The sequence below is a fragment of the Emticicia sp. genome, from assembly GCF_049241225.1.
Taxonomy (GTDB): domain Bacteria; phylum Bacteroidota; class Bacteroidia; order Cytophagales; family Spirosomataceae; genus Emticicia.
Genome location: NZ_JBMLRC010000409.1, coordinates 1 through 12,919, shown reverse-complemented (window position 1 = coordinate 12,919; position 12,919 = coordinate 1). Strand labels below are relative to the sequence as shown.

General features: G+C 34.3%; 8 protein-coding genes and 1 pseudogene. 2 read left to right on the top strand and 7 right to left on the bottom strand.

Translation table 11 applies throughout. The features are described from left to right. The 5 genes and pseudogenes from ACOVO2_RS21230 to ACOVO2_RS21210 form a co-directional block, all read right to left on the bottom strand. Nucleotides 1-392: pseudogene (locus tag ACOVO2_RS21230) on the bottom strand (bifunctional folylpolyglutamate synthase/dihydrofolate synthase); the annotation flags it as partial. Between the two features lie 135 nt (nucleotides 393-527). Continuing rightward, nucleotides 528-1,538, bottom strand: a complete 1,011-nt coding sequence (locus tag ACOVO2_RS21225; RefSeq protein WP_421771910.1) for a hypothetical protein — start codon at nucleotides 1,536-1,538, stop codon at nucleotides 528-530. A gap of 89 nt (nucleotides 1,539-1,627) precedes the next feature. Continuing rightward, nucleotides 1,628-2,743, bottom strand: coding sequence for a hypothetical protein (locus tag ACOVO2_RS21220; RefSeq protein WP_421771909.1), 1,116 nt, complete (start codon nucleotides 2,741-2,743; stop codon nucleotides 1,628-1,630). A gap of 40 nt (nucleotides 2,744-2,783) precedes the next feature. Further along, a complete protein-coding gene (locus tag ACOVO2_RS21215; RefSeq protein WP_421771908.1) occupies nucleotides 2,784-4,493 on the bottom strand; it encodes a TonB-dependent receptor in 1,710 nt (569 codons plus the stop codon). Between the two features lie 74 nt (nucleotides 4,494-4,567). Further along, the gene (locus ACOVO2_RS21210; RefSeq protein ID WP_421771907.1) at nucleotides 4,568-7,606 is read right to left on the bottom strand and encodes a tetratricopeptide repeat protein; all 3,039 of its coding nucleotides are present in this window, start codon (nucleotides 7,604-7,606) and stop codon (nucleotides 4,568-4,570) included. Between the two features lie 116 nt (nucleotides 7,607-7,722). Between ACOVO2_RS21210 and ACOVO2_RS21205 the strand changes: the two genes are divergently transcribed. Next, the gene (locus ACOVO2_RS21205; protein ID WP_421771906.1) at nucleotides 7,723-9,612 is read left to right on the top strand and encodes a M61 family metallopeptidase; all 1,890 of its coding nucleotides are present in this window, start codon (nucleotides 7,723-7,725) and stop codon (nucleotides 9,610-9,612) included. A 43-nt stretch (nucleotides 9,613-9,655) separates the two neighbouring features. Here the strand turns inward: ACOVO2_RS21205 and ACOVO2_RS21200 are convergent, their stop codons facing one another. Next, nucleotides 9,656-9,898, bottom strand: a complete 243-nt coding sequence (locus ACOVO2_RS21200) for a hypothetical protein (RefSeq protein ID WP_421771905.1) — start codon at nucleotides 9,896-9,898, stop codon at nucleotides 9,656-9,658. A gap of 97 nt (nucleotides 9,899-9,995) precedes the next feature. Between ACOVO2_RS21200 and ACOVO2_RS21195 the strand changes: the two genes are divergently transcribed. After that, nucleotides 9,996-11,030, top strand: a complete 1,035-nt coding sequence (locus ACOVO2_RS21195) for a tetratricopeptide repeat protein (RefSeq protein ID WP_421771904.1) — start codon at nucleotides 9,996-9,998, stop codon at nucleotides 11,028-11,030. Here ACOVO2_RS21195 and menD read toward each other — a convergent pair. After that, a complete protein-coding gene (gene menD / locus ACOVO2_RS21190; RefSeq protein WP_421771903.1) occupies nucleotides 11,010-12,731 on the bottom strand; it encodes a 2-succinyl-5-enolpyruvyl-6-hydroxy-3-cyclohexene-1-carboxylic-acid synthase in 1,722 nt (573 codons plus the stop codon). The genes ACOVO2_RS21195 and menD overlap by 21 nt on opposite strands. Between the last annotated feature and the right edge of the window lie 188 nt (nucleotides 12,732-12,919).

Sequence of the window (12,919 nt, the reverse complement as noted above, 5' to 3'; positions counted from 1 at the left end):
AAATCAAATGCAATGGCTACACTTAATTCAAAAAAGGAAGGCTTTAACTCCTCAATGAAGCTTTTATGCATTTCTATAAATGCAACAATATTCGCTTTTTCAATAGATACGCCATTTATTCGGAATCTTTCAGTGTAATCTTTCAAATGTGGAGATGTATAAAGACCTGTTTTATAACCAGCACTTTGAAGTATAGCAGCTAAATAATGAGAAGTACTACCTTTCCCATTTGTACCAGCAACATGAACTGATTTAAACTTTAGATGTGGATTTCCTAAATATTCACTCAATTTTAGAATATTGGTCAAGCTTCCCTTAAAGGCTTTCTCTCCATCACGATGGAAAACTGGTAATAATGAATATAAATAATCTATAGTTTCTTCGTAAGTCATTTTTAAATAAATACTTTATGCAAAGCTACTAAGATACTATCAAAAGAGAAAAGGATTTTATTGATTAGTAGAGAGTTGAGGTAAATAAAAAAGGACACCTTTTGAAAGTGTCCTTAAATTTTACATTTTCGAATATCAATTACCAGATTGAATATTGATTGTTATCGTACCGGTCGCTCTCGGAGGTGGATTTCCTTCAGGAGAAAGAACAGAACTCAATTTTTGTTGAATATAATTTTTATAGAAATTTTGAACCGATGGACTAACAGTAGAAGAAACCACGCTTATACCAACTACATCGCCAGAATCATCAACAGTAACTTTGAAAACAATTTTACCTGTTTCAGAAGATCCATCATCTGGCAGAGAAAGCTTTCTTTTATTCCATCCACTAAGCCCACCAATTGAAGCACCGGAGCCCCCTCCTTTACCAGGTTTACCCATCATACTTTTACCATCGAGTGTTCCTCTTGGGTCTCCTTTATCACCTACTTCACCCTTTTTGCCATCGCCGTTATTATTTCCACCCACTCCATCTCTCGTTCCGATTGTACCATTTGACGAGCTATTTGATTTTGCTCCACTTCCAGAACCTGTACCACCTTTTTTCATAATTGACCCTTCTTCAACCGAACGCTTTACTGGTTCAGGTTTTGGAGGCTCAACTTTTGCAGGTGCTGGTTTTGCCTTTGTTTCAGCCGGAGTGGGTTTTACTACTGGTTTAGTTTCAACTTTTTTAACTGGCTTGTTATTTTCTTTTTCAGTGACAGGGCTTTTTTCATCATCGGCTGTGATGACTGGTTTTGCGGGAGCTTCTTTTACCTTTACTTTTTCGACCTTTTCAACTGGTGGTGGAGTAACTATAGGTTTTGTTTTTAAGGGTTTAGCTTCTGCCTCATCTTTTTCTGATGGTTTAACATCATAATTATTGGGAGATATATTGGCCTTGTTGGTTGTTTGGATATCACCACTACCGACTAAATCAACACCATAGTTTAGTTCAACACCTTCAGCTTCTTCGGGAGGTGAGTACATTAGTTCTAAAAAAAATAATAAACCTAAAAATAAAGCATAAACGACCAAACTCAATAAAAAAGCGGTTGTTTGATGTTGCTTATTTTCGTTATCGAGCGATGCTGATTGCATAGAAAAATGTTTGATAAAATGGGAATAATATACTTATAAAAAAACCTGTAAGTGTTTTGCTTACAGGTTTTTAAAATAAATTGATTAGATTAGTTCGCTTTTACAATTGCAGGTTTTTCTCCGATTAACTTTGTGTGTTTCTCAGAAAGTTGAGTTGCTTCGGCATAAGACCCAGCCTCAGCTGCAACCACCTTCGATAATTCACCAACTTTGATAACTTTTGGAGTAAAGCCATTCTTGATAAGAATTGACTGCAACTTCTCAACGTTTTCTAAACTTTTAAAAACACCTGAAACAATCAAATAACGCTTTTCGGCTGTATTTATTGTTGCGGTAGCAGCTTCATCAACAGATGCTACTGCTGGTTTTTCTATTTCTTTTTTAGCCTCTACTTTTTTCGGAGCCGACTCAACAACTGTTGGAGTTGTAGGCTGAACCACAACTGTTTTAGATTCTGTGGCAACTACAGTTTGATTATCAAAATTAGGTTTGATAATATCAGTTTCGGCTGTTGGAGTTTTTACTACAACTTTTTGAACGACTTCTTCCTTTTTAGGAATATAATCTAATGGGTTGAAACTACTTTTGGCAGTTTCACTACTACTTTTAGGGCCCGAAAATAGCACCACAAATAGGCCAGTCGACAAAAGTAAAATTGGAATTGAATAAAGTGCGTATGTCCAACCAGTAGATTTTCTTACAGCTGTACTTGAATAAGACGATTTATGAACTAATAATTCATCATCATCTTCTTCAAAAGTCTGGCTGTAGGTATATTTCTCTTTCGCAATTTGGCGAGGGAATAGACTATCAAAACCAAAACTTTCGCTGTAAAAGTTATTTTTTCTGTCTGGTTCGAAAACTAAACTGTTTTCTTCGTTAAGCACAAAATTTCCAACTTTATCAAAACTAAAAGATTTTTCAGTTGCTAATGAATCTTTTATATCAGTTACAAAAGATTGAATTTTTCGTTTAGCTTCATCAATAGTTACACTTTCTCTACGTGAGATATGTGTAGCCAATAATCCATCATCCTGTTTTAAAATTTCATTGAAAGCTATTCTTTTTTGTGGTGGCATCAATGAGCCACTAATTTCATTAAAACTTGAGGGCAAATAATTTGCAATGAAAGCCCCAAAGTTTGGTACGGTCACGTAGTCGTGTTCGTAAAGTAAGGTGCGTATATGGTCAGCAACTGGTCTCATAAGAGATATTATAAAATTTGGAGTCCTTTGTAATGCTAAGTTAAAACGAAAAATTGACTCCTACAAGAAAATTCAATCCTTGTTGCGGATAATATAGATAGCGTTCGTATTTTTTCCCTAAAATGTTATTCAATTTTACAAAAGCAGTGAATTGTTTCCCAAACAGATAGTCGAACTCGGCATTCATATCAAATATTGCTTTGTTTGTTACGATTGCATTTGTTGTAGGATTTTTGGCAAAAGTTTTTCCGATGTAGGCTAAATCTAAGTTGGCAATCAATCTATCAGATACGATTAAGGTATTTCCCCATTTAACAGTTATGAGCGGACGATGAAATGGTTTTTCGTAGGCTCTTCTTTGATAATGGTTTATTTCCGTACGCAAATATGTACGCCAGATTTGGGCTGGTTGGTAGTTTAATTGCACATTTACATTTACGTATTGAGTTTTAAGACTATCATACAAAACAGTAAATTTTGCAGTATCACCCAACATTTCGGTGGCTTTAGGTGAGTAATTATTGAAATAGTAAAGATTTTTGTAATAACCCATCGAACCTCTGAAATTGAAACTAAAACCAGAACCAATATCTCCTTTTCCGCCAACATAATATTCTTGGAGTTTTTCGGTATTTAATAATTTGGTTTGCGGTTTGAGATATGGATTTTCGTTTAAGAAACTTCCAAGAGTATTTCTAATGATATCTCCATCGTAACCTGCAAATACATAAATCAAATTTGGCAATTTGTAAGTAAGTTCAACAGTTGGAAACCCTTTGGTACGGTTAATTTTCTTTACCTCATCAAATTCATTGACTGCTTTATAACCAATACTTGCACCAAAACGATTAAGATTTATTTTAAATGAAGGTTCAACTCTAAATAAATTTCTCTTGTCAACTTCACCATCGCTACGCTGTGCCATATTTGCATCTGCATCAACTAATGCGATGAATTTATCTTCAATGATAGGAAAGTATGCATTAAATGTAGTTGTCCAATCGGTTTCTTGGGCCGAATAATTATCTTTTAATGAACGGATATTGGTTTTTAAGGCATAATCTACTCTCGGATTAGGAGCGATATTCTCAAAACCTACGTTAAAATTGAGAGTGTTTAGAATTTGTTTGATTTCTTTTCGGTCGAATTCTACTCTCGGTCGTTTATAGCCATAAAAATAATATTGGTCTCGATTATAAGATAAACCTCCATTTACTTGAAATTTCTCAGCTAAATATTTGCCAGTCAATTCGGCTTTGTCATACATATTTGCCGAATTTTTATCATCGACTGGCCCACGAGTAGTTGAATTGTGCATGGCATGAACGCCAAAAATCATCTTTCTATCTTGAGGTGAATTGACATATAATTCTCCGAAAATTCTTCCAAAATTACCAGCACCCAAACTGATATAATTATTATATTTTTCCTCCTCTTCTTTCTTTTTTCCACCATCCGGTGAAACCACGGTTGGGTTAAACTTTACTTCTTCGATACCCTTTAGCTTTCTATCAAAGAAAGAATATTTCATCTGACGGTCTTCGGGGTTTGTTTTAACTGGTGGAATTTTTTCAAAGACTCGATTGGCCGGTGGCAACTCAACTTTGCGGTCTTTTGTAATCACAATGTCGTCATCGAGCTGTGCGAAAACACTCGCTGAACTTGATAGAATTATGCTGAAAGCTAAGATTGTTTTTTGAGAAAATAAATTATCTTTAGCTGAAATATTAGTTAATTTAATAAAATTCATAATTTTAAGTTTTTTTTAAGTTCAACCACTTAACTCTTTGGTTATAAGTATTTAGCGAAAGTTAAACTAACAGCTTATTCTTTATTTTCTATATCTTTTAATTTTTTCTTAGCTGCATCAACCGTTTCGGGAGTATCTGAGTTTTCGATTACTGATTTGAGCGTTGCTTTGGCCATAAAGAAATCATTCATCCCAACATAATTATCAGAAATTAACAAGAAGCTTTTCTCGTACCAGTAGACAAATTCAGAGAAATCTTGAGCTAATTCTTGTAAGATTTTAATTGACTCCTTGTATTTCTTTGCTTTATACTGCATCTCTCCGATGAAGTATTTTGCTTCGGCTCCGTTATTATCTTTTGCCATCGCAATGGTTTTCTTAAACTCTTCCTCTGCTTTTACAAAATCGTTCTTTTGCATGTAAGCTTTACCTAAAAGTAACTGAGCTTTATTGGTAGCACCCATTACTATACTGCCACCATTATTGATGATTTCTTTACTGAATACAATAACCGAATCTTGATTTCCAGTTATATAGTATGAGTCGGCTAAACCTTGCCATGCTGAAACAATATCACGTTTGTTTTGTGAAGAAAATAGCACAGTTCGATAATTGGAGATTGCATTGCGATAGCTTTTATTTGAAACCTCAATGGCTGCCGCTCTTAGTGCCGATTTAGTTACGAAAGTGGTACTATTATCAGCAATAACCTGACTGTAATATTTTAAAGCATTTGGTTTATCATTTGAAATATAGTATGAGTCAGCTATATAGTACTTGGCTTCAAAACTATTGCTACTATTTGGATAATTTCTGATGTATTTTTGGAGTGCGGCAATCGCTTTATCGTATTTTTCATTCAAATAAAGATTTTTAGCCGATTCATATTCAAGATTTTCGACTGAGCCATTAGCTGGATTGACTTTCTTGTATTCATCAACAACCGCAGAAAAGTCTTCGGGGCGACCTACCGAGTTGAGGCTCTCTTGCAAACCAAGTAAAGCATTATCTGCTTCATCTGAGTTACCATAACGTTGTAGAATTAACTTATAGTCGATGATTGAAGCCTCAAAATTCTTCATATTCGAGTAAGCCAATGCTCTTTTCGATAATGCTTTTGGCATTAAAGCACTTTTTGGTCTTTCTCGAATCATTTTGCTTAAAATCGTGATGGCACTTTGATTATTACCTTTGTCTAGCTCCAAAACACCGCTTTGATAAAGAGCATCATCGACCAAACGAGAATTAGGGTATTGAGCCGAAATTCTATCAAATAGTTGCTGAGCCTCTTGATTTTTACCTAAGAAAGTAAGCGTAAGTGCCTTTTGATACATGGCATAATCTTTCTCAGTTTTGTTTTCTTTAATGGCTTGGTCGTAATAAGTAATGGCATCGTTATAGTTTTTGGTTGCCAAATAACAATCTCCGATTCTAACAAGAGCATCTTCAAAATTCTGACGGGTACTTTCTTCTCTTTTCCCTTTCAAAAACTCCTTGAAATAGTTACTCGCCTGCTTGTAATCTTTGTTGTTATAATTGAGATAAGCCAACCCATATCGACTTTTTTGTTTTAAACTTTCGTTACTCGTATTCAAAACATCTTTATACAAAGCCTCAGCTTCAGGTGATTTCGCAGCGTATGATGCCTCAGCTTTCCAAAACATTGCATTGTTTTTTAATTCGGCATCCATCGGTTGTGACAGTGATTTATCAAAATATTGAATGGCACGAGCGTAACGTTCAGCATTAAAATCTAAAACACCTTGATTGTAGCAAAGACGTTGATACGCCAAATTAATTTTACTGGTGCGTTTCTTTAGCCCTTCGATGTAAGAGATTGCTTGAGAATAGTTATTTGAATCAAACAAAACATCGCTCAATATTTCGTTTACTTCATCTTCATATTTGCCATTCGGATAATTTTTAAGATAATCTTGAAGTTCGTTAATCCCTTGCTGATTATTACCTAAATCAATAGCCACCTTCGCAAAATTAAATTGAGCTTCTTCTTTGATAACTTTATCAAAATTGGCAGTTTTTGCACGGTCGAAAGCCGCTAAGGCTGCATTTAAGTCATTAACTTTTAAAGAAGAAATTCCTAAATAATAAGCCGCTTGCTGCCCAATTTCGGTATTTTGAGCAGCAATTTTCTTGAAATTTTCTACTGCTTTATCAAAAGCATTGGTTTTGTATAAACTATAAGCGTGGCGGAAAGTTACTTGATTTGAAACTGCCCCACGTTTGAAATTTCTGAACTTATCATAATACTTTGCCGCCTTAACAAAATCATCTTTGAAATAACAAACCTCAGCTGTTACCAAGCATATATCATCAATCTTTTTCCCATTCGGTTTTTCGATAATAGGCTCAGTATAAGCCAACAGTTCATCATTTTTCTTTTGAACGTATAAAATATTGGCAATCCAATTCGGAATTTCAATTCTATAAGGATTTACATTCTCAACCCTTTTCAAATCATTCAATGCGGCATCATAATTTTCATTTTTATAATTTATCACGCCAGCATAATACGATGAATGCGATTGATAATCAGAAGCAACGGCCTTAACTTCATTGAAAATTGGTAACGCTCGTTGAAAATTATTGGTCTGATAATAAGATACTGCCAATTTATATTTCATTTCGAGCGATTGTTGGCTTTCATTGGCCCCTGCAGTTGCTTTTTCGAGATACACAATCGCTTTATTATAATCGCCTTGGTCGTAGAAGTATTTTCCTAAATCATTATAGATAACCTTGGCTTTGGGATGGTCAGAATGATTAACCACAAAACGTTCAATTTCAATATCAGCATCAGTGGCTTTTGCGTATAATCCCGATAACGCTGAGTAGTATTCGGCGTTGGTCAGATTAAACTCATTTTCCTTGAGCGTTTTTTCTGTCGATTGTATGTAATGTTTAAATTCTTCTCGGGAAGCAGTATATGCTTTTTTCTGGAAAAGTTCAATCCCTTTGTTGTAGTGAGATTCGGGGTCGGTGTAAGCAATCGTATTTTGAGCGTACGATGAATGACTTACTTGCAATAAAGTACCGACAAGCAAAGCGGAAATATTCCTAACGGAAAACCGCCCTATGGCAAAAAATTGATTCATGGAATTAAGGATAGTAAAACAAAAACCAAGTTAGGTAAAAATATTAAATCAAACAGAGTGCCAATTTTATATTTGAGAGAAAAATGAAGTAATTTCATGCAAAAAACGATATTTTTATGAAAAAATTGTTTATCAAGTTTCAACAACAAACAAATCCTTATTTTTTGATGAAAAATACACTTTTTAAATGTCTCCCTTTGTTTTTGTTTTTACTTGGGGTCAATTACCTCAATGCCAAAACACTTTCTGAACCTGAAGAAAACGGCATTCCTAAAACCAACATCACCTATGAATTGTCAATGTCAGAGCCTTGGACTCACTACTTTGAAGTAAGTATGACTCTGAGCGAAATTGATAAAATTGATGCTTTAAGTAAGAAAGATTACGTTGATTTTAAAATGCCGGTTTGGACTCCAGGCTCTTATCTCGTAAGAGAGTATGCTAAAAACGTTGAATCAGTTTCGGTAACGGATGGTAAGAAAGATTTGAAATTTGACAAAATCAACAAAAACACCTGGCGTGTATATGGCAAAAACACAAAAATTAAGATTAGTTACAAGGTTTACGCATTTGAGTTGAGTGTCCGCAATAGTTTTTTAGATGATTCACATGGTTACCTCAATGGAGCGAGTATGTTTTTGTATGTTCCAGAATTAAAAATGTCTCCTTCTACCTTGACAATCAAACCCTACAAAAACTGGAATACGATTTCAACAGGACTTAAAAAAGTATCAGATAAGGATTTTGTTTATTACTCACCAGATTTTGATATTTTGGTTGATAGTCCCATCGAAATTGGCACACATAAAGTATTGATTTTCAAAGCTTTAGGTATTCCTCACGCAATTGCTCTTTATAGCAATGCTCCACTCTTAGCTGATGAAAAACTAACCATTGAAACTTTCAAAAAAGTTACGGAAGCTGCCGCAAGTGTTGTTGGCGAGCATCCTTGCGAAAATTATACATTTATTATTCATCAATTACCGGGCATTGGCGGTGGACTTGAACACTTGAATTCAACTACTTGTCAAACCTCGCCAACTGCCTACATGAATGAAGGCACCATGAAAAATTCAATGAGTTTGATTGCTCACGAATATTTTCATTTGTGGAATGTAAAACGTATTCGTCCGATTGCACTTGGGCCGTTTGATTATGATAATGAAAATTATACGCACATGCTGTGGGTATCGGAAGGTATCACCTCATTTTATGAAGATAACATCTTGTTGCGTGCTGGTATTTACACACCTGATGATTATATCAAGCGTGAGCAAATTGCCATAAGTAGTATCGAGAATCAAGCTGGAAATACAGTTCAGCCAGTTACAGAATCAAGCTGGGATGCTTGGATAAAATATTATCGTCCAAACGAAAATTCAAGAAATAGTACAATTTCATACTATGATAAGGGTGGCGTATTGGGTGCTTTGTTAAACCTATATATTATCGGTGAAACTAAAGGCCAAAAATCATTGGATGACGTGTTCCGTTATTTATGGAACGAGTATTACAAGAAACAAAAAAGAGGCTTCAAAGATGAAGAATTCCAAAAAGCTTGTGAATTAATTGCAGGAAAAAATATGGATTCATTCTTCAACAAGTACGTTTGGAAAGCCGATGCGATAGACTATAATGAATTCTATAAATACGTTGGAATGACTTTAAACAAAGAAGTTGACTCAACTACACCATTTTTGGGAGTAACAATGATCAATGGAAAAATTGCAACAGTTCAACGTGGGACATCTGCTTATGATGGTGGACTCAATGTAAATGATGAGATTTTAGAAATCAATGGAGTAAAAACAATGAACCCATCCGCAGCAATTTCTGATAAAAAAGTAGGTGATAAAGTTTCGGTAAAAGTAAAGCGTTTTGGTCAAGAATTTACTTATGATATCATTCTAAAAGCAAATCCAGCTATTAAGTTTAAACTTGAAAAAGTACAAAATCCAACAGCAGAGCAAGAAGCCCTTTATAAAAAATGGTTATTCATCAAATAATCTCTTGCTAACAAAAAAGCTCGCTTGCAAGCGAGCTTTTTTGTTAATCTACTGAATCTAAAATCAATTCAAAATCCTCTGACATTTCTTTGAATCTATTAACTACCCTCTCCATAAATGTATCGCCAAGCATTTCTTCGATTTCATCTTCTCCTGATACATCATATTCACTAACTTTGTATGTCTGTTCGTACATCCCAGCTTCAAACTTTATGATGAATTTATTGTTCCATACATAAAGGGAGGCTTTACAATAATTATTTGGAATCTCTTTTATAAATTTCATTTTCGAATAATTTGTTGATTGAAGTGCAATGTTACGAAAGTATTTTCAATTCAAAAAACAAATTTAAAATTTTAATCATACAAACTATATACAAATAATGAACAATACTTTTAATACTTTTAGATTTTTTTATATTTTCTTGCCTATTATAATATTATTAGGTTGTGGTAGAGCAAAAAAGGATACCGAATTATTTTTTATACAAGGTAACGTGGCGTATAAGAAAGGTAATTTTGAAGAGGCAATTAAATTTTATAGTGAAGCCATCGAAAAAACGCCAAAATTTGCGGATGCGTACAATAATCGTGGCCGAGTAAAACTCGAAATGGATAATTTGGAAGGTGCTATTCAAGATTTTGAGAAAGCGGTTTCGATTGATGATAAATTCTACATGGCAAAATTCAATTTAGCGGAGGCCTACTCTAATACTGATAAATTAGAAGAATCATTGAGTTTATTAAAACAGATTTCTAATCAATATAAAGATTCATCGTTCTATTACGTAACTCTCAGTAATGTATTGATTCAAAAAAATAATTTTGCTGAGGCTAATTCTAATCTTGCTGTTGCATTGAGGCTCAATCCACAAAATGATAAAGCCTATACAAACTTGGGTTACATTCAATACACCGATAAAAACTATGATGCAGCTAAGAAAAACTTTGAGAAAGCTATCAGTCTAAATCCAAAGCAAGATTTTGCAATAAACAATTTGAGTTTGATAGCTGCACAAAAGGAAGACTACGCAAAATCATTAGAATTAGTTGAAAAAGCGATTGAAATAAATAAAAATGAGATATATCAAAACAATAAAGCCTACTACCTAATAAATTTAGGTAAACTTGAAGAAGGAAAAAAATTATTGGATTTGGTACTTGAAAAAAACAAAAACAGTGCTTGGGCATACAGAAATTTAGGAGTGTATTTCCTAAAAACAAAAAACTTTTCGAGTGCCAACGAAAACTTTTTAAAGTCTGATAAAATCGACCCGACGGTCGAGTTGTTGAATTACTATCTTGGCTTAACGCAACAAAGCCTCGGAAATAATTCCAAGGCCTGTGAATATTGGTCAGTAGGTCAGAAACTCAATGAAGCAAAGTCGATTGAAATGTTAACTAAAGTCTGCAAATAATTTTTTGTATTCAGCAAATACTTCAGCATTTCTAGAACCATCCACTTCCACTTCAATCACAACTGGTCGGTTTGTTTTTTGGTGAAGCAAGTTTAACGCACTTTCGAGACTTGCTTCATCATTAACTTTAAAGTATTCCACTTCATTTTCTTTACAAAAATACTCAGCCGAACTGTTTTGTTTAGTTTCAAAATAATCACCTACTTCTGGTTGCTTACTTGGCCCATCAATGATTCTAAAAATGTTTCCGCCATGATTATTTATTAATATAACTCTCAGATTATCAGGCAAATACGTGTTCCAAAAAGCATTCCTGTCATAAAAAAATGACATATCTCCTATCAAACAAGTGACAATTTTATCAGTTTTCAAAGCACTTCCAACCGCCGAACTCATTGAACCATCAATGCCACTTGTGCCTCGATTAGCAAAAACTTCAACATTTTTACCCTTTTCTAAGCCAACGAGATTTGAATATCGCACTACCATACTGTTAGCAACGTGAAATATCGAATTCTCAGGCAGTTTGTCAATCACGTTTCTTATGACTTTAAATTCACAATAATCCGAATTATTCAGAAAAGCATTCAACTTTTGCTTAGCCTTATTACTTGCTTCATTCCAAAACTCAAAATATTCGTTATCAACTTCTTCATCGCCTTCTTTAAAATTTAAAAAATCTAAATCTTCAAAAAGTTGCCCAAAGAAATATTCAGGAGATACTTCTACTTTATGAGTTAAGGTTTGAAATGGGTCAATCAAATCAGGATTTTCTTGAATATGAAAATGATATGTTGGCCTATTATTTCTTATGAAGATTTTCAAATTCTTAGAAATTACCGACTTCCCACAAGTAATAAGTAAATCTGGTTTTAGTTTTTGTTTAAAGCTTTCGTTTTTTGATGATAAAAATACATCAGCTAATATTGGGTCAATATTGTTTACATTTGAAATAATATCTGCGACTACCGGCACACATAACTCCTCGGAAAATTTTTCTAAAATTTTATTCAACTCAGAACTTTGTCGATGCCCAACCACAATCAATTTATTCTCAGAGTTTTGCCAAATTTCTTTAAAATCGATCCAAAACTGATTCGGTAGTTTTTTTTCTATTGCAGCATTCTGAATAATTCTGACATTTCTATCAAACGAAATCACCTCGTCAGCTGTTGGATAAAACGGTTCTCGTATTGGTACATTTATATGTACAGGACCTTTAGGATGAACTTGTGTTAAATTAATAGCCTCATTCATTACTCGCTCAATCTGCCATACAGCGTCAGGATTTGAATAGTCAGATGGTAACTCAAAACTTTTCTTTACATGCTTACCATAAATTTCTCGCTGAAAAATTGTCTGGCCATCATATTGATGAATCCACTCAGCAGGTCGGTCAGCTGTAAGAATAATCATCGGAATTTCTTGAAAATAAGCTTCGGCAATGGCAGGTGCAAAATTATAAGCGGCCGTCCCCGAGGTACAAACCAAGGCAACTGTTTCACCAGTTGCTTGTGCCATACCCATTCCTATAAATCCTGCCGAACGTTCATCACTGATACTGAGCGTTTCAATATCTGGATGACGAACCATCGAAATCGTCAGTGCGGCACTCCGTGAGCCAGGACAAAGAATGGCAGTTTTGACATTTTTTCTCGAAAAAATCTCCGCAATATTATGAATAGGTTGTAAAATTGCCATTTTCAACAATAGATTTTATGGAAAGAAACAAAAAAAGGCACGATAAACGCACCTTTTTTTTAATTATTTTAACTTTGAATTTCTTGAAGCTAATTCAATCATTCAAGATTTTATCCTAAGTAAGCCTTCAATGCTTTGCTTCTTGAAGTCTGACGTAAACGACGAATCGCTTTTTCTTTAATCTGACG

Bases quoted from the DNA above. Each gene is read 5' to 3' on its own strand.
- ACOVO2_RS21225 (WP_421771910.1), bottom strand. From the start codon at position 1,538: ATGCAATCAGCATCGCTCGATAACGAAAATAAGCAACATCAAACAACC.
- ACOVO2_RS21220 (WP_421771909.1), bottom strand. From the start codon at position 2,743: ATGAGACCAGTTGCTGACCATATACGCACCTTACTTTACGAACACGAC.
- ACOVO2_RS21215 (WP_421771908.1), bottom strand. From the start codon at position 4,493: ATGAATTTTATTAAATTAACTAATATTTCAGCTAAAGATAATTTATTT.
- ACOVO2_RS21210 (WP_421771907.1), bottom strand. From the start codon at position 7,606: ATGAATCAATTTTTTGCCATAGGGCGGTTTTCCGTTAGGAATATTTCC.
- ACOVO2_RS21205 (WP_421771906.1), top strand. From the start codon at position 7,723: ATGAAAAAATTGTTTATCAAGTTTCAACAACAAACAAATCCTTATTTT.
- ACOVO2_RS21200 (WP_421771905.1), bottom strand. From the start codon at position 9,898: ATGAAATTTATAAAAGAGATTCCAAATAATTATTGTAAAGCCTCCCTT.
- ACOVO2_RS21195 (WP_421771904.1), top strand. From the start codon at position 9,996: ATGAACAATACTTTTAATACTTTTAGATTTTTTTATATTTTCTTGCCT.
- menD (WP_421771903.1), bottom strand. From the start codon at position 12,731: ATGGCAATTTTACAACCTATTCATAATATTGCGGAGATTTTTTCGAGA.